General features: G+C 41.4%; 15 protein-coding genes. 12 read left to right on the forward strand and 3 right to left on the reverse strand.

What is annotated here, in order from left to right; all coding sequences use genetic code 11:
* The first annotated feature begins 82 nt into the window (after window positions 1–82).
* The 6 genes from ACY8D0_RS25080 (at window position 83) to ACY8D0_RS25105 (ending at window position 7,832) form a co-directional block, all read left to right on the forward strand.
* On the forward strand, window positions 83–1,873 hold the full coding sequence (locus tag ACY8D0_RS25080; RefSeq protein ID WP_462413196.1) for a S9 family peptidase: 1,791 nt from the start codon (window positions 83–85) through the stop codon (window positions 1,871–1,873).
* Between the two features lie 27 nt (window positions 1,874–1,900).
* On the forward strand, window positions 1,901–3,241 hold the full coding sequence (locus ACY8D0_RS25085) for a M20/M25/M40 family metallo-hydrolase (RefSeq protein WP_462413197.1): 1,341 nt from the start codon (window positions 1,901–1,903) through the stop codon (window positions 3,239–3,241).
* Window positions 3,242–3,273: 32 nt separating this feature from the next.
* Window positions 3,274–4,422 carry a M20 family metallopeptidase gene (locus tag ACY8D0_RS25090; RefSeq protein WP_462413198.1) on the forward strand — a complete coding sequence of 383 codons (1,149 nt, stop codon included), beginning with the start codon at window positions 3,274–3,276 and terminating at the stop codon, window positions 4,420–4,422.
* 904 nt (window positions 4,423–5,326) lie between these two features.
* Window positions 5,327–6,478 carry a M20 peptidase aminoacylase family protein gene (locus ACY8D0_RS25095; RefSeq protein WP_462413199.1) on the forward strand — a complete coding sequence of 384 codons (1,152 nt, stop codon included), beginning with the start codon at window positions 5,327–5,329 and terminating at the stop codon, window positions 6,476–6,478.
* 292 nt (window positions 6,479–6,770) lie between these two features.
* The gene (locus tag ACY8D0_RS25100; RefSeq protein WP_462413612.1) at window positions 6,771–7,367 is read left to right on the forward strand and encodes a DNA-3-methyladenine glycosylase; all 597 of its coding nucleotides are present in this window, start codon (window positions 6,771–6,773) and stop codon (window positions 7,365–7,367) included.
* Between the two features lie 249 nt (window positions 7,368–7,616).
* On the forward strand, window positions 7,617–7,832 hold the full coding sequence (locus ACY8D0_RS25105) for a YdbC family protein (RefSeq protein ID WP_462413200.1): 216 nt from the start codon (window positions 7,617–7,619) through the stop codon (window positions 7,830–7,832).
* 157 nt (window positions 7,833–7,989) lie between these two features.
* On the opposite strand, the gene ACY8D0_RS25110 is transcribed toward ACY8D0_RS25105, so the two are convergent.
* Together ACY8D0_RS25110 and ACY8D0_RS25115 are read right to left on the reverse strand one after the other, a co-directional pair.
* Window positions 7,990–9,063: a BMP family lipoprotein gene (locus ACY8D0_RS25110; RefSeq protein ID WP_462413201.1), complete on the reverse strand. Its 1,074-nt coding sequence runs from the start codon at window positions 9,061–9,063 to the stop codon at window positions 7,990–7,992.
* 258 nt (window positions 9,064–9,321) lie between these two features.
* Entirely contained in the window at window positions 9,322–10,218 is an 897-nt protein-coding gene (locus ACY8D0_RS25115; RefSeq protein ID WP_462413202.1) for a sulfurtransferase, read from the reverse strand.
* A 212-nt stretch (window positions 10,219–10,430) separates the two neighbouring features.
* Here ACY8D0_RS25115 and ACY8D0_RS25120 point away from each other — a divergent pair, with 212 nt between their 5' ends.
* From ACY8D0_RS25120 to ACY8D0_RS25130, 3 genes are all read left to right on the forward strand, one after another.
* On the forward strand, window positions 10,431–11,738 hold the full coding sequence (locus tag ACY8D0_RS25120) for a beta strand repeat-containing protein (RefSeq protein ID WP_462413203.1): 1,308 nt from the start codon (window positions 10,431–10,433) through the stop codon (window positions 11,736–11,738).
* A gap of 174 nt (window positions 11,739–11,912) precedes the next feature.
* Window positions 11,913–12,434, forward strand: coding sequence for a hypothetical protein (locus ACY8D0_RS25125; protein WP_462413204.1), 522 nt, complete (start codon window positions 11,913–11,915; stop codon window positions 12,432–12,434).
* A gap of 460 nt (window positions 12,435–12,894) precedes the next feature.
* Window positions 12,895–13,263, forward strand: coding sequence for a DUF1801 domain-containing protein (locus tag ACY8D0_RS25130; RefSeq protein WP_462413205.1), 369 nt, complete (start codon window positions 12,895–12,897; stop codon window positions 13,261–13,263).
* 74 nt (window positions 13,264–13,337) lie between these two features.
* On the opposite strand, the gene ACY8D0_RS25135 is transcribed toward ACY8D0_RS25130, so the two are convergent.
* The gene (locus ACY8D0_RS25135; protein WP_462413206.1) at window positions 13,338–14,135 is read right to left on the reverse strand and encodes an HAD family hydrolase; all 798 of its coding nucleotides are present in this window, start codon (window positions 14,133–14,135) and stop codon (window positions 13,338–13,340) included.
* A 273-nt stretch (window positions 14,136–14,408) separates the two neighbouring features.
* On the opposite strand from ACY8D0_RS25135, the gene ACY8D0_RS25140 reads away from it, so the two are divergent.
* The 3 genes from ACY8D0_RS25140 to ACY8D0_RS25150 all read left to right on the forward strand — a co-directional run bounded on the left by ACY8D0_RS25140 (window position 14,409) and on the right by ACY8D0_RS25150 (window position 17,252).
* Window positions 14,409–15,398, forward strand: a complete 990-nt coding sequence (locus ACY8D0_RS25140; RefSeq protein ID WP_462413207.1) for a macro domain-containing protein — start codon at window positions 14,409–14,411, stop codon at window positions 15,396–15,398.
* A 90-nt stretch (window positions 15,399–15,488) separates the two neighbouring features.
* Window positions 15,489–16,448: an acetylxylan esterase gene (locus ACY8D0_RS25145; protein WP_462413208.1), complete on the forward strand. Its 960-nt coding sequence runs from the start codon at window positions 15,489–15,491 to the stop codon at window positions 16,446–16,448.
* Between the two features lie 150 nt (window positions 16,449–16,598).
* Window positions 16,599–17,252, forward strand: coding sequence for a vWA domain-containing protein (locus ACY8D0_RS25150; RefSeq protein WP_462413209.1), 654 nt, complete (start codon window positions 16,599–16,601; stop codon window positions 17,250–17,252).
* Window positions 17,253–17,338 lie beyond the last annotated feature (86 nt).

The raw sequence follows: 17,338 nt of genomic DNA on the forward strand, positions 1-17,338 counted from the left end.
TGCTCTTCTCTCAATCTAAGCCTGATTAGCGGGAAGGGCAGTTTCTTTTAAACAAAATAATAGAATTTAAGCTAAGGGGGAAATGATGATGAATCAACAGCTTCTACAAGATTTTTTACGGGTTCCTTCAGCCTATAAATCACAAACCATTCCCGGCACAGGTTCCTTCACTTTTATTTCCAATAAGACAGGCCTTCCACAAATTTGGACCTTGGATGACGGGCAAAATCCGGTGCTGTTTACCAGCATGGAGGACCGCACGCTGAGTATATTTCACTCTCCAAACGGGAAAAAGACCATCATTGGAATGGATTGCGATGGGGACGAGAGGCAGCAATTCTATTTATATCAACAAGATTTATCCATCCTGGAGCCTTTGGTCGTTTCACCTGAGCACTTTCATTATGGGGGCGGGTGGTCACCCGATGGCCAATATTTTTCCTTCACCAGCAACCGTCGCCATCCTGGTTTCTTCGACGTATTTATTGTAGATGTAGAGTCAAAGGAAATGAAAGCCGCTTTTCAATATGATGGAAATTGTAATGTGTTGAGCTGGATCGATCAGGCAAATTTATTGATTAGTGTGGTGGAATCAAACCTGGATAATGCCATCTATCGAATAAACCTTGAAACCAGCGAAACAACCCGAATAGGAAACTCACAAATTTCCGCAGGCTATAAAAATGTTCTAACACGAAAAAACAAGGAAGGCGGTTATTTACTTACGGATATAGGAGAAGAAACCTTCTATTTATGCAGCTTTTCTTTTGATCGGCCTGATCAGTTCGATAAACTTCTTCATTGGCCAGAGTGGGACATTGAAGAAGTCAAGAAGTCGCCTAATGAAGAATGGCTGGCATTGACCGTGAACGAAAAAGGAGTTTCCCGATTGTGGCTGTACCATCCACAGACAAACAGGAAGAAAGAAGTTGTAGGAATTCCCTCTGGCGTCGTGGATTCGATCTCATGGAGAAATAATGACGAATTTAATTTTGCGTTAAAAACTCCTGCCATCCCAGGTGATATCTGGCAATATTCGCTGACTTCAGAAGAAGTGACTAGATTAACGTTTGTCAGTGATGCAGAACCGGTTACCCGCAATTGCCTAAATCCTGAAATATGCACATTTACCTCTTTTGATCAATTGGAGGTGCCCTACTTTTTTTACAATAAGGGACAGGAACCCAATAAGCCTGCAGTGATATATGTACATGGCGGACCCGAGGGGCAGACGAAAGCAGAGTTTAATCCTGTCATTCAGTATTTAGCCAGTCAAGGCTTTGCGGTCGCGGCGCCCAATGTCCGCGGTAGCAGCGGATACGGCCGGACGTATTTAGGACTGGATGATGCCCGCAAAAGAATGGATTCGGTCAAAGACCTCGTCTGGCTGGTAAAGGACTTAATCGAAACACACCAAGTCAATCCAAACAAAATAGGCATTATGGGGCGCAGTTATGGGGGCTTTATGGTACTGGCCGCGATTACTCACTATCCTGATGTATGGGCAGCCGGGGTGGACATTGTCGGGATATCCAATTTGAGAACCTTATTAACCCATACAGGGCCATGGAGACGCAGGTTAAGAGAGTGTGAGTATGGGTTCCTCGAACAGGACAGTGACTTCTTTGACGAAATTGCTCCTTTGCATCATTCCCATAAAATAAAGGTCCCGTTGCTCGTATTCCACGGACTGAATGATTCTCGTGTCCCAATCAGCGAATCGGAGCAGCTTGTGAAGAAAATGAAAGAACACGGTCAGGAAGTGAATTTTACTATTTTCAACAATGAAGGCCATCAGACAGAGAAACGGGCGAATCACATTGTAATGCATCAAAATACCATTGAATTTTTTATGAAGCATTTAGCTGATTGACCATAAAAAGAAACGGGGGGCTTCTCTTTGATAGAAAAAATCTATGAATATATCGAAGACCACAAAGAAATGTATTTGGGTTGGTTAATGGATATTTGCAGACAGCCGAGTGTGGCGGCACAAAATCGGGGTATCAAGGAAACGGTACAATTGGTAGAAGAGCATTTACAATTACTTTCTTTTGAGGTTGAAACCATTCCAACATCCGGAAATCCGATTGTTTATGGAGAATTTAATTCAGGAAAAGGAAAAACGCTTACCTTTTATAATCATTATGACGTGCAGCCAGAGGATCCAATTGAATTATGGGAAAGTCCACCCTTTTCACCGGAAATCCGGGATGGGAAATTGTTCGCCAGGGGGACAGCGGATAACAAAGGGACACTGCTTGCAAGGATTTGTGCGATTCATGCCTATCAGCAGGTATATAATGAGTTGCCAATTAATCTAAAGTTTATTATTGAAGGAGAAGAAGAAATTGGCAGTCCCCATCTTAGTGAATTCACCGAAAAATACCCCGAAAAATTAGCAACGGACGGGTGTATTTGGGAAAATGGCTTCAAAAGTACCGATGGCAGGCTGCAAATCACGCTTGGATGCAAGGGCATGCTTTATGTGGAGCTCCACGCAAAAGGCGCAAATGTCGACTTACACTCCGCCAAAGCGGCCATTATCACGAACCCTGCTTGGAGGCTGGTTTGGGCCTTAAGCACGCTAAAAAATGAACAGGAAGAAATTTTAATCGAGGGCTTTTACGATCGAATTCAAGAGTTGTCAACAGCAGAAAAGGATTTAACAGAGTCCATTGATTATAAAGAAGCAGAAGAGTTGGAACAGCTCGGACTGAAACAGTATTTAAACAATTTATCAGGATTCGATCTCAAAGAAAAGCTCATTTTTCAGCCTACATGTACCATTTGCGGAATAGAATCAGGTTATACGGGCCAGGGTTCAAAAACTGTATTGCCTTCTGTTGCCAAAGCAAAAATTGATTTCCGGTTAGTATCGGAACAAGATCCTGATGAAATATTGAGGCTGCTGAGGAAACATCTGGACAAACACGGGTTTGCCGATATTGAGGTGGTTCCATTGAAGGGTCAACGTGCTGCTCTGACAAATTTGGAAGACCCCCTTGTTCAAAAAGTGGTCAGCAGTGCCGAGAAATTTTTTGATAAAAAGCCACAGGTGATGCGGTCTCAGGCTGGAACCGGTCCGATGTATACCCTTTGTCAAAAGTTCGGAATTCCGGCAGTCGGATTTGGTGTGGGGCATGCGGGTTCCCAAAATCATGCACCCAATGAGAACATTTTTATTGATGACTTCATCGAAGGGATCAAATTTGCTGCACTGGTCATCCATGAGTTTTAAGTACGTAATCCATTTTTTATGTAAAGTGAGGAGTGAAGTGGTTGATTGAAAAAGTAAAAGGAAAACTGGAGGAAATGTTGGCGCTCTTGGAAAAGCTGGTTAATACGGATAGCGGCAGTTATGATAAGCAAGGGATTGACAAGGTGGGGGCTGTCTTGTCAAAGGAATACAAATCGATCGGTTTCGATGTCCATGTGCATCCCCAAGAAAACCGAGGAAACAACCTGGTTATCAGGCATCCGGAGGCGGTTAGTCCTAAGGTGATCATTGTTGCCCATATGGATACCGTTTTTCCGGAAGGGACGGCAGAAAAGCGGCCCTTTCGGATAGAAGGTAACTATGCTTATGGCCCTGGCGTAGTAGATATGAAAGCCAGCTTGGTGTCTGTTTTATTTGCCATGAAAACATTGGTAGAAAGGCAAGACGAAGGCTACAAAAACGTTGAAATTGTCCTGAATAGTGACGAGGAAATCGGTTCGAGGCACTCTAGACCATTAATTGAGGAAGTGGGCAAAGATAAAGAGTTTGCTTTGATTGTAGAACCTGCAGGTAAAAATGGTTCGATCGTCACGCAGCGCAAAGGGGGAGCGAGGTACAAAATTAAAGTAAAAGGTGTGCCCGCCCACTCAGGCTCCGAGCATGAAAAGGGTCGCAGCGCCATTGAAGAAATAGCTTATAAAACGATTAAATTGCATAAAATCACCGACTATGAAAAAGGGATCACGGTCAATGTGGGTTTGCTGAGAGGAGGAACCTCCGCCAATACCATCGCACCTATTGCCGAAGCGGAAGTAGATGTAAGGATCATGAAACTGGAGCAGATCAAAGCGGTTGAAGGCATGATTAAAGAAATATGTGCCGAACCCCATATTCAAGGGACAAAAATCGAGGTCGCAGGCCAGCTTAACCGTCCGCCTATGGTGAAAGGCGAAAAATCGGTACAATTAATCCACTTGGTCCAAGAGATAGGCAATGAAATGGGAATGGATATCAAGGAGGAATTTAGGGGCGGCTGTTCTGATGGGTCGTTCACCAGTTCCATGGGCTTAGCCACGGTCGATGGGATGGGGCCAATCGGGGGGAATGGCCATAGAGATGATGAGTACTTGGAGATTCCTTCGTTACCTGTACGAACCGCTTTGCTGGCAGAAACAATCAGCAGACTGACCCATATGAATTAAATTGAATTTATTTAGAGAGATGGTTGAACATCAAGTGGTACCGATTATTATTGACTGTAAGGAAACACGATGGTAGAACGTAAAAACCAGCATATTGCCATGCTGGTTTCTTTTTTTGCATCGTCTTCAACCATAGGTTTTGTTAGTATCACTCACACACGGAATTTCTAAAAAGTAAATGTTTTCGTGCATTTTTATTGTATTAACAGAAATCATTTACTATAATGAAGACAATTTTTAATATTTATAATATTGGAATAGTATTTATACATCGTAGAAATGAGGGGAGAGACTGGATGAATGGGAATCCACGTCCACAGACTTCATCAGAGCAAAAAGCAAAAAGGGTTTTCAACGGCAACATCCGGCGTATAAATGGGGATATTAGGACAACTCTTTTGAAAGCATCATGTATGTTGATGCGCAAATATCCTTTTAGCACCTGGCAACATAAACTGGAGTATAGCAGTACAAATCGTAACACCTCCTATCGGCAAAGGATATTAAAGTAGTGGTTACTATCAATCTTTCCTATGCCCATTGGTTTTCCTTTAATTTTAATAGTTTATTAAATAATACCTTCGCTGTATCGGCCTGAAACAGATGTCGGTATACAGAACAAAGAGAAATTGTGTTGTTAATTTTCCCATTATTTTTACGGCCTTGATTCAATCAGAATTGCGGAAGAAAACAGAAATACGGTCATCATAACGGATTCTAACTTAGCGCTAATCTGCCAATTGAGAGATTATGTGTTATCGATTCAAAAAGCGCAAAAATCAATCCTAGAAAAGGGACCTGTCAACTTTTTAATTGTCACCCTATCGCCCCCAAAGAATCGAATAAAAAGAATTAGTGAATCCAATCAACAAGTACTACATCAATTAAGAAAGGGATGTTTGTAGTGGATACTCAAACACAAGCTTTAAATCAAGCATTTATTAAAAAAATCAATGAAACGTTTCAATACCTCCATCAAAACCCGGAACTTAGCTGGGAAGAGAAAGAGACGACTAAATATGTGGCCCAACTCCTAAAAGACGCAGGCTGCCATCGAGTGACCACCTTTGATGATTGCACCGGTGTATACGGTGACTTTGGAAACTTTAGCGGGGACCGGCCGATTATTGCCATTCGTGCGGACATGGATGCTTTATATCAAGAAGTACATGGTAAAATGCAAGCCAATCACTCTTGCGGCCACGATGCCCATATGACCATGGTATTAGGCGTCCTGTGGAGCATTCATCAAAATGAGGAATTGAAAAAACAAATCGGTGTCCGTTTTATATTCCAGCCGGCTGAGGAAGTCGGGGCAGGGGCGCTAAAATTTGTGGGAAAAGGAATCGTGGATGACGTGGATTATTTATATGGCATTCACCTCCGTCCAATCCAGGAAATGCGGACAGGTTTTGCCTCGCCTGCGCTGATTCATAGTGCCACAAGATCCATTGAGTTTGAGATTAATGGGGAAGATGCGCATGGAGCCAGACCTCATTTAACCCATAATGCCATTGAAATTGGCAATTATCTGATTAACACGATTCATTCATTGTATTTTAATCCGAGCATCCCACACTCGGCGAAAGTAACCCGGTTTATCGCAGGCGGAAAAAATACGAATATTATTCCTGGAAAAGCGTCATTGGCCATTGATATGAGAGCCCAAACCAACGAACTTATGGATGAAATGCATAAGCATGTTCTACAGATTATCGAAAATGCGAAAGACATTTACCAAACTGAAATTGAGATTACAGGTGATTTCGGAATTGTGGCGGCGGAGTCAAGCGAAGGGGCACAGGAGTTTGCGGCCAAGGCAATTGGAAATGTATTAGGAGAAGAAAAACTAGAACCGCCAGTGGTCACTTCAGGAGGGGACGACTTTCACTTTTATAAAGTGAATAAGCCACAGTTAAAAGCAACCATGATCGGATTAGGATGTGATTTGCAGCCAGGATTGCATCATCCTTACATGCAATTTGAAGTTGAATCATTATTTAATGGAATCAAGATTTTTAATGAAATCATACGTCTTCATAGCGTGGAGGTGTAGAGACCTACAGCCAGCCCGTATCGTAAAAGCAATCTCCACATTGTTGGCGCAACACTAAAGGTCACTTTAACGGCAAAGAAGGCAGCTTCCACTAGGGAGTTGCCTTTTTATTATTAACAAGGAATTATAGCGAACAGTGATGATATTTGTTAGTTATAATAATATTATGTAAACAATAAACATTAATCGTATAGAGTGTGAATTTTTTCTATAATAAATCGGAGAAACGTCTATACTTAATTGTAACTTTGTTATGAAACCCAGTATCAATTTTTGGGAGGAATAGAAATTGGTGGAATATGATAATGATTTCGCTTCATTGCCCAAGACATTTTATGACCAGCCGACTCTTGACCTAGCAAATTCATTGCTTGGTTGCCTTCTTATAAAAGAAACGATGGATGGGATGACGGCAGGATATATCGTAGAAACGGAAGCCTACAAAGGACCGGGTGATCGGGCTGCACACAGCTACAACAACAGACGCACTCCCAGAACAGAGATTATGTTCCACCAATCAGGTCTCGCATATACTTACACCATGCATACACACTGCCTTTTCAATATTGTCAGTGGAGGAGAGGAGAAACCGGAAGCGGTTTTGATTCGTGCATTGGAACCGGTTGTCGGTATCGAACTGATGAAACAGAGACGGGGCCTTGAAAATCCTATTAATCTGACTAACGGACCCGGAAAATTGACCAAATCACTAGGAATTACAATGGAAGACTATGGACACCCCCTTACGCAGCCCCCTTTATATGTGGCAAAAGGAATCATTCCGGAAGCTATATCGTCTGGAAAAAGGATTGGCATAAACAATTCGGGGGAAGCCAAGGACTATCCATGGCGTTTTTGGGTTACAGACAATCCATATGTTTCAAGGTAACGATTCACTTATTAGTAAAGGGATGGCTTTTTGAGTTGGAATTTTTCAAGACAAGTAATACATTTTATTTCTACTAAATCCATTTGATGGTAAAATTTAAATTAGATAATTTTATAAAATGAGGTATAAGGTGGAAGTCATTTTAACAATTATTGACCTTTTCTAATTGGAGAATTTTTCATTCTGGCTAAATTGGCAATAAAGTTTAACTTAGCATATTAGAAAGCGTACATATAAGGAGGCTATACAATGGCAGAAATTAAATATGAAATTCACCAAACCATCGCGGTACTTTCCGAATCTTCAAAGGGGTGGCGAAAAGAGCTCAACTTAATAAGTTGGAATGGTAGAGAACCAAAGTATGATGTTCGGGATTGGTCAGATAATCACGAAAAGATGGGGAAAGGTGTTACCTTAACAAGGGAAGAGGTACAAAAATTAAAGGAAGTATTAAATTCGTTATAATGGTGTCAATCGAATGTTGATGGGTAAAAAATATCCACCCTTGAGTTAAACACCAGGGTGGATTTCAATTATTATTCGGACATATTATAAGCAGGAATAATCTGCTTTCTTTATGTTGATATTGCATAGAGTAAGAAAGTGAATAATGAATATCTTGTTAGTTTTGTGGGCTAAAAGTTTTTAGTTCATCTTTTGTTTCAGGAACAACTACATCTCCTGATTTAATTTTTTCAACCCATTCTTGGACAGCTGCTTCAATATCAGCCTTGTTTGCCACCTTCGAATTGATTGGCGCCAGGCCAACTCCATCTTCAGCCAATCCATATAATGCAACTTTACCGCCAGGGAATTTACCGTCTTTTGTTTGTGTGGCAACATCCTTAACCGCTACGTCAACCCGTTTTAAAGCAGAAGTTAGAACCACATTTTCACCCATATCGGCTTGGTCGCGGTCAACACCAATTGCCCAAAAATCTTTGTCAGGATTTTTGGCTTTCCGGTCATTGGCTTCTTTAAACAGACCAGCTCCAGTAGCTCCCGCTGCGTGGAAAATCACGTCTGCTCCCGATGAATACATTTTCGAAGCGATTGTCTGGCCAACCTCAGCCTTGTCAAATGCACCGGCGTATTGAACATCCACATTTACCTCTGGGTTTACAGCTTTGACCCCAGCCAAGAAACCAACTTCGAAGCGCTCAACTACAGAACTTTCCATTCCGCCAATAAAACCAACCTGGTTCGATTTTGTTGCATTGGCAGCGGCGATTCCTGCTAGGAACCCTGCTTCTTGCTCTTTAAAAAGAATACTTGCCACGTTCGGCTGTTTTACTTCCGCATCGACGATGGCAAATTTCGCATCTTTTTGTTGAGTGGCAATTTCCTCAAGAGCTCCCGGCATTAAGAACCCGATTGCATAAACTAAGTCAAATCCTTGTCGGACAAGGGTATTTAAGTTTGTCGTATAATCGGCATCTGATTTGGATGCAAGATAATCATATCCGCCTTTCCCATTTTTCAGGCCGTTTTCCTTACCGAAATTTTCGAGACCTTCCCAAGAAGATTGGTTAAAGGATTTGTCATCCACGCCACCAACGTCAGTTACCATTCCTACTGAGAAAGTGTTAGCATCGGCTTTGTTTTCCTTATTGTCGCTAGTTTTTCCACAAGCACCCAAAAGTGTACCTGCTGCAAGTACAAGTGATAGTGCAAGACCAAGTTTACGTTTTTTCAAAATATGTACCCCCCATGATGTGATTAAACTTTTGTTTGTAAGATAAACACATGTTTTATTGTACCCCTTTAATATTTTAAGGTCAACCTTTTTTGCCTGTAAGAAACAAACCGCCCAACTACTTTAGTGATAAAATCGCTCGGATTACTATGGATAGAGTGAGTTGTTTTTAATAATAAATAAGAAATTCTTAATTCGAAACGAGTAAAAACGCAATAAAAAAGATGGGAGGTTGGTATCTCCCATCTTTTTTGAATTTTAGCTGGTAGTAATCAGCGGGCAATTAGAATCACTAGCCCACTCATTCATCGATCCGTCATATACCGCAACGTTTTTTTGCCCGAGCATATTGAGAAGAAGTGCATTCCATGTAGCAGCAATCCCGCCTCCGCAATAAGTAATCACTTTTTTATTTGCGTCCAATGCGCCCGCTTTTTCAAAGGTCTCCCGCAATCTGGATATATCGTATAATTTCCTTGTCTCCGGGTCAGCATGAACTCCAAAGAAAACATTCACGCTGCTGGGAATATGGCCTTTACGTGGATACGTGTTGGTTTCACCCCTAAAATCTTCCGGCGACAAACTATTGATGAGGACGATGTTTTCATTATCTATGGCTTTCTCAACATCTTCTTTGGTCGCCAATAGTTCTGGACGGCGCTTACCCGTAAATTTCGCTTGAGGATAATGGCCTGGCTCCGTTGTGGTGGGGCGTCCTTCGTCTTTCCATTTATGGTAACCCCCTTCCAACACAGAAATTTCATCAAAGCCTTCATATCGAAGCTGCCATGCTAATCGTGAAGCCCACTGGTTAGCGACCACCGGGTTCCCTACTAAAGCACCTTGATCATAAATAACCACATACGTTTCGTCACCGACCCCTAATTCCTCCATTTTTTTGACAAATTGCTCCCGTGGCGGAACCGTCATCGGGAGGGGAGCATCGGGGTCTGATAATTCATTCATTAAATCCGCAAATACCGCCCCGGGAATATGACCTTGATTATACGCATCCTTCCCGGACCACATGCCAACCTCTTCGCCTTCTTTATCGGGAATTTTTAAAAATGTGGTGGCATCAACTATCCTTAAATTTGGATCGTTTAACTTCTCTGTTAACCATTCTGTTGTCACAATCAATGGTTGATTACTCATTTATTTTCCTCCGTTTCACCTTCAATGACAAACTTCCTTGATTAAAGTTTCCATATCAAAGATAAGTTATGATTCCAGAATGTACAAGTAGAATAGAGGATGCCTGCTGCCTATTTAATGGAATCTTAGGTCAATGCCTGTCCCCATTATCCTTTCTTAGAATAGTATAATTCTGGACAAGTTCCAGAATTACAAAAAAAGGAGAGGATCAATTGGCAATTCAAACAGTTATAAATACCCATGATAGCGGTCAAGGCTCACTTCGTATGGCTGTCGATATGGCAGGTACAGGTGACACCATTGTCTTTGCAGTATCTGGTACGATTACATTATTTAGTCCAATCGCAATTTCAAAAACACTATCCATCAGCGGACCTGGTCCAACGATCAGTGGGATCACTACACGTATTTTTACAATTAGTGGTTCCAGCAATCAGGTAACCATCAGCGGCCTAACCTTTCAAAATGGTCATGATACAACAGGAAATGGTGGTGGGGCCATTCTTAACGATGCGGCCACATTGAATGTGGCTAGGTGTACGTTCTTAACCAACACTACATCGACCTCAGGCGGGGCAATCGCGAATAAGAATTCCGGTACAGTTAATGTGACCAATAGCATATTCACTGAAAACACAGGTAATTTCGGCGGGGCTATCGGGAATTTTACTCCTAGTATAGTTTCTGTTACCAATACAACTTTCACTAAAAACAGGGCTGCCGCTGGAACTGGCGGAGCCATCGTAAATGATGGCATGGCCCGAATTACCAATTGCACGTTCACTGAGAATACGGCTTCTGATCAAGGAGGAGCTGTTGCAAATATTGGGACAGTTGTCATAGTCAATAGCAGATTCTTTGGGAGTAAACCTTTAAATAATGCATCGAATGGCGGGGCAGTAGCAAATTTTCAAACGGGTGACGTTAACATTGCCAATAGCACGTTTTCCGGCAATCAAGTTTCTGGTAATGGCGGGGCTATTTCAAATGATCATTCAGGTACCGTCATGATTAACAATTGTATATTCGCTGACAACAGTGCTCCAAATAGTGTGGGTGGAGCGATTGCGAATAATAATACTTCTAATGATAATGATTCGGCTCTGGTGAATGTTTCGAATAGTACATTCTCTGGTAATATCGCTAACTTTGGCGGGGCAATAGGTAATTTCGCTACAAATACAGCCAATATAACCAATAGTACTTTTTCTAATAACCAAGCTTTGAATGGCAATGGCGGGGCTATTACGAATGATGGGACACTCATGGTTACAAGAAGTACGTTTACCAATAACAGTGCTCCAAACGGTTCTTTTGGCGGTGGGGCTATAGCCAATACAAAAGATGCAAGCGTTATTAGAAGCACATTTATTGGTAACACCGCAGGGCTTAACAAGGCTGGGGCCATTGCAAATATTTCTCCGGATGGCAGCATCACTCTTATGAATAACACATTCTCTGGGAACAGTGAACCGCCAGTAACAGGAGTAACCACTATTGCCAATGCTACCATGATCTGACAAATTCGATGACAATGGATAATATATTGGGCATGTGCTCGGTATTGGACCGGGCACATGCCTTTTATTTTTCCATCATCAACGGTTCTCTTATTGATTGAAATATTAAAGGATTTCCATAACGGTTATATAAGTTTAGAGTGTTATTTGGTAATATTAGGATGAGGGGGAGTCATGAAATTCATAATAAACTTATCAATCCTTGGAGTTTTCATTTTGTTGTTGTGCTCGTGCAGTTTAAAATCTTGGGATAATTTTGGTGGTTGCCCAGATGCCGAAATTGAATGGGTAGATTTGGTCATGGTTAACGATATTAAATACCAGCATCATATTCCGGACCAAACTGACGAAGAAGTTCCTCTTACCGTTGAAAAAGGGAAAGAAATTGGAAAAGTAACCTATAAGATGGCGGACTATGCATGCAGTGATCACAAAATGAAAAATGGTAATGCTGCCTATTTGGAAAAAGGCACCCCCATATATGAACTGAAAGGCTACCCATCATCGTTGATAATCTTGGCGGATGAAAAAGTATACGTAACAGAACAGAATAAAAACGCAAAAACTGCCGGGGATCTATACCCATTAAAAGGCCTGGTAAAAACATTCATATCGAAAGCACAGAAGACGGCAGCCGAATCCATACATTTTCAGCCTTATCTACAAATCAATTCATTCATGAATGGTACCAATTAAAGTTAGAAGACCCTGAAGCCTTATATAAAAAACGAAGTTTTGAAGGAGAACGTATTTTTTTAGAAATGGAACTGAACAATGGGGTTTCTTTCAGACAACTATATTGGATCAATTCCAATACGTTCCATGTGGGTGTGGTTGGAAACAAAGAGATAAAAGAAATCATTTCAAACGAAGCAGCAACTTTAATAAGCCGTTGAATTTTACCACGTGGTTGGCTCTTGGGGCCAAAGTACTACTTTGTCTAGCCTTTTTCTCTTATAGCAAAAGGTTTATTTCTTTAACGGAAAATGAATCTTGCCGACTAATTATTTAATCTATGAGATATTTCTAGTTCTCGATGGTAAAATAAACCTGACATAAAAAGGTGATGCTAAGAAACCTGCAGCTTCAACTATATAGACACTTAATGATTAAATCTCTTTTGCTAGACTTTTATAAATCTGATAGGAGCAGCGTTATGACAAATAAACTTAGAACAAACGAGAAAGTAGACCAGTTGATTGTAAAATTTCCAGAGGATATTCGAAACATAGTGGTTTCATTAAGAAAAATCATCCTCGATTCATCGCCTAAACTTATAGAAGAATTGAAATGGTCGATGCCCAATTATTCTTCTAACGGATTGGTTTGCTATATCCAAGCAGCAAAAAATTATGTGAATCTTGGCTTCTTTAGAGGGACGGAACTCCAAGAAAAGGACACGAACAAATTATTGCAAGGGACAGCCAAAATGATGAGACATATTAAAATAAAAAAGATCGATGATATCCAGCCTGAAGCATTTGCCTCACTGATTCAAGAAGCAGTGGCATTGAATGATAAGTAACTATAGAAACTTAGAGACTATATAAAAATGACAGGAATGAACCCAACGAGGCCACACCTGTCGTTTTTATATGTTTACATAACATTTGATTTATAGACATTAAGAAGATAACTTTCTATAAACTCCGCTAATCCGTCATTCTCGTGGTGTCCTGTCACAAAATCAGCAGCATCTTTTATCTTTTCGCTAGCGTTTCCCATTGCCACACCCAAACCGGCATGGCGAACCATCTCGATATCATTGGGGCCGTCTCCAATGGTTACGACTTCATTTGGACTGATTCTATAGGTGAGCAGTAAGTTTTTTATAGCAGACCATTTGGATACATGCGGGGCGACCAACTCAAACCCGTCATTCCAGTTGATGATATCCGCTTCCTGTTTAAACATTGCAGAAAATTCCGGGCAGGGTGCACCGGTTCGAACACTATATTTAAGAACATCATGATAATTTGCTTGTTTTAAATCTCCAATATACCGTGGTGAAATTTTTCCCACTTTTGTCCAATATTCGATTTCTTCATTTGTTTCTTTGCAATAGACTCCATTTGCTGTATGGATAATGACGTTGCAAGAATTTTCTGCCGTCAATTTGTGGAAGCGTTCTTCGTTGAGTTGGACCGTTTTCATTTGCAGCGCATTACCTGTTTCTGCATCATGAATAGCGGCCCCATTCAAACAAATCATAGGTGTGGGTAATCCAAGTTCTTTATGGTAGGGGGCGGTCACTTCATAATGTCGACCAGTTGCCAGAAAAACCTTAACTCCCTGATGCATGAGTCTTTTAATGGCTACCCTGTTTCGGTGGGAAATGGTGTTTGAGGCTTTTAACAGTGTACCATCCATATCAATAAATATTGCACGCACTTTCATTTAACCTGCCTCCTCATTCGTTGGTAAACCAATCATATCATCAGATTGTTAATGACATGTAAATTCAGTGTACAGAGTAAATAAAGTTTAATGGGACCCCATGGACCGTTTATTTCAAATGAATCTATTAACGGGAACAATTCAAAAAAACAGCCTATTTATGCAAAATTGCCACTGCCATCATTTTCAATATTTTTGTAAAATAAAAGTATATATTTTTCTAAAGAAGTTATGAGGAAAATCATCTGCAAGCATAGGAAGAGGGATACGATTATGCCATTAGAAATTGTTCGCCAAGATATAACAAAGATGAAGGTGGATGCAATTGTCAATGCAGCTAATACCGGGTTGAAAATGGGCGGAGGGGTGTGTGGAGCGATCTTTCATGCGGCGGGGCCAAAGAAGTTGCAAGAAGCATGTGATCAAATTGGCGCCTGCAAGGTAGGAGAAGCCGTTATTACCGGTGGGTTTAACTTGGATGCTAAATATATTATTCATACTCCGGGACCGATCTGGCAAGGAGGAAACCATCATGAAGCAGATTTACTACAGGCCTCCTACACGAACTCTTTGGAACTGGCAAAAAATCATCAATGTGAATCGATCGCTTTTCCCCTGATATCAACTGGTATCTACGGTTATCCAAAGGAAGAGGCCTTACAAATTGCAGTTTCCGCCATCAGCACCTTTTTATTAAAGGAAGACCTGCACGTTTATCTTGTCGTTTTTGACAAAAAATCGTTCGGTGTCAGCCAGAAGATTTTTGCATCGGTTCATCAATACATTGATGAGCATTATGTGGAAGAACTAGAGAGTACCTTTCAGTTTAATCGCTTACGAAGTATAGTAGAACCGGTCCACGAAGTCGTCATTCCGGAACAGAAAGAAGCTGAAAGTTCTTTAGACTTCTTATTTGATCAAATGGATGAATCTTTTTCTGAAAAGCTGCTTCGGATGATTGACGACAAGGGAATGACCGATGTGGAGACATATAAACGGGCCAATATCGACCGGCGCTTATTTTCCAAAATCCGCACCGCGGCTGAGTATTCTCCAAAGAAGAAGACGGCCATTGCTTTAGCTATCGCACTAAGTTTGAATTTAGAAGAGACTCACGACCTGCTGGAAGCGGCTGGTTATACCTTGTCACATAGCAGCAAATTCGATTTAATCATCAAATACTTTATCCAGCAAGCCAACTATGACATCCATGAAATCAATGAAGTATTATTTGCTTTTGACCAGCCATTATTGGGTGCTTAAATAAGTTTGGGCCTTTTGAGTAGAAGATAGAAAAGGTTGCTGTGAAAAATTACAAAGCAAGAGAGAATAAATTGTTTGGGGGAAGAGGATATGCCGACATTAGACATGCCATTATCAGATTTAGTAGAGTACAAGGGACGCAATCCGCTGCCGGCGGATTTTAAAGAGTATTGGGATGCCGCGCTGAGGGAAATGAGGGAAACGGATCCGCAGATAAAGCTGGTGCCATCCGAATTTACTGTGCCTTATGCGGAATGCTTTGACTTATACTTCACAGGGGTTCGAGGCGCAAGAATCCATGCTAAATATATACGGCCAATAAATTCAGCTGAGCCTCACCCGGCCGTGCTCCAATTCCATGGTTATACTGGTCATTCGGGGGATTGGCAGAGTAAACTGTCATACGCGGCACTGGGGTTTTCTTTTGCCGCGCTTGATGTAAGGGGACAAGGTGGCGAGTCAGAGGATAGAGGCGGAGTCAAAGGGAATACTCACCATGGGCATTTTATCCGCGGACTTGATGATGAACCTGAGAACTTGTTGTTCAGACATGTTTTCCTCGACACGGTTCAGCTTGCTAACATTGTGATGGATTTTGAAGAGGTAGATGCTAACCGGGTTGCAGCAACGGGCTGGTCCCAGGGTGGGGCTTTGGCCATCGCTTGTGCTGCTTTAGAGCCAAGGATTAAGAAAGCGGCGCCTGTTTATCCGTTCTTGAGTGACTACAAGCGAGTGTGGGAAATGGATTTGGCAAAGGATGCCTATGCAGAACTGCTAACCTACTTCCGTAAATTTGATCCCCAGCACAAGCGGGAAGAAGAAATTTTTACCAAGCTAGGGTACATAGATATTCAGCATTTGGCTCCCCTCATTCAAGCAGAAGTTCTGATCGGGGTCGGATTGATGGACAATATTTGCCCACCGTCCACCCAATTTGCGGCTATTAACAAAATAACTGCTCCTGTTCAGCTGGAAGTATATCCTGATTTTGGCCATGAAGAATTACCAGGATTGAACGATAAGATATTCCAGTTTTTAAAAACTTTATAGACCTGCTCCAATAAAATATACTTGAGAACAATGAGGTATTGTTTGCTTTTGACCAACCATTATTGAGTTCTTAAAATGTCGCTTTCAAAGCGACCATATTATTTCTGATTCTTGGTATCCTTTGTTTATAAAGAACGGAGGATGATGATTTTGAAAAAAGATTTAACGGAATTAGTGTTTATTTTGGACAAAAGCGGTTCCATGGCAGGCCTGGAAGGGGACACCATTGGCGGGTATAATTCAATGTTGAAAAAGCAACAAAATGCCGATGGGGAAGCGATTGTGACCACGGTATTGTTTGACCACGGATACGAATTATTGCATGACCGAATCAATGTTAAAGGCATATCACCCTTAACGGATCAAGATTACCAGGTAGGGGGAACCACCGCTTTGTTGGATGCCATTGGTTTTACCATTCAAAAAATCGTCAATGTCCAAAAGAGGACCAGTGAAGACCAGCGGGCGGAAAAGGTTCTATTCGTGATTACCACGGACGGGATGGAAAATGCCAGCCGCGAGTTTACGGCTGAAAAAATCAGAAGGATGGTCCAGCACCAAAAAGAGCAGTTTGGCTGGGAGTTCCTGTTCCTTGGAGCGAATATTGATGCCATCTCTACTGCTGCAAGATTTGGGATAGATGAGGATTTTGCGGTTGAATATCATGCGGATGAACAAGGAACGGAATTAAATTTTAAAGCAGTAAGTGAAGCGGTAATCCATCTTCGAAGCGGCAAAAAGATTGACCGAAGCTGGAAGCAAGGAATCGAAAGAGATTACAATCGGCGCTCAAGAGATAAATGAATATAAATGAATAGGAGAACACATTGAAAGACATAAATGTGTTCTCTTTTTTTATCTAAAGTATTTTATCCAAATTATTACAGTAG

This window comes from Neobacillus camarae (assembly GCF_054950115.1).

Bases quoted from the DNA above. Each gene is read 5' to 3' on its own strand.
- ACY8D0_RS25080 (WP_462413196.1), top strand. From the start codon at position 83: ATGATGATGAATCAACAGCTTCTACAAGATTTTTTACGGGTTCCTTCA.
- ACY8D0_RS25105 (WP_462413200.1), top strand. From the start codon at position 7,617: ATGGCAGAAATTAAATATGAAATTCACCAAACCATCGCGGTACTTTCC.
- ACY8D0_RS25115 (WP_462413202.1), bottom strand. From the start codon at position 10,218: ATGAGTAATCAACCATTGATTGTGACAACAGAATGGTTAACAGAGAAG.
- ACY8D0_RS25125 (WP_462413204.1), top strand. From the start codon at position 11,913: ATGAAATTCATAATAAACTTATCAATCCTTGGAGTTTTCATTTTGTTG.
- ACY8D0_RS25130 (WP_462413205.1), top strand. From the start codon at position 12,895: ATGACAAATAAACTTAGAACAAACGAGAAAGTAGACCAGTTGATTGTA.
- ACY8D0_RS25135 (WP_462413206.1), bottom strand. From the start codon at position 14,135: ATGAAAGTGCGTGCAATATTTATTGATATGGATGGTACACTGTTAAAA.
- ACY8D0_RS25140 (WP_462413207.1), top strand. From the start codon at position 14,409: ATGCCATTAGAAATTGTTCGCCAAGATATAACAAAGATGAAGGTGGAT.
- ACY8D0_RS25145 (WP_462413208.1), top strand. From the start codon at position 15,489: ATGCCGACATTAGACATGCCATTATCAGATTTAGTAGAGTACAAGGGA.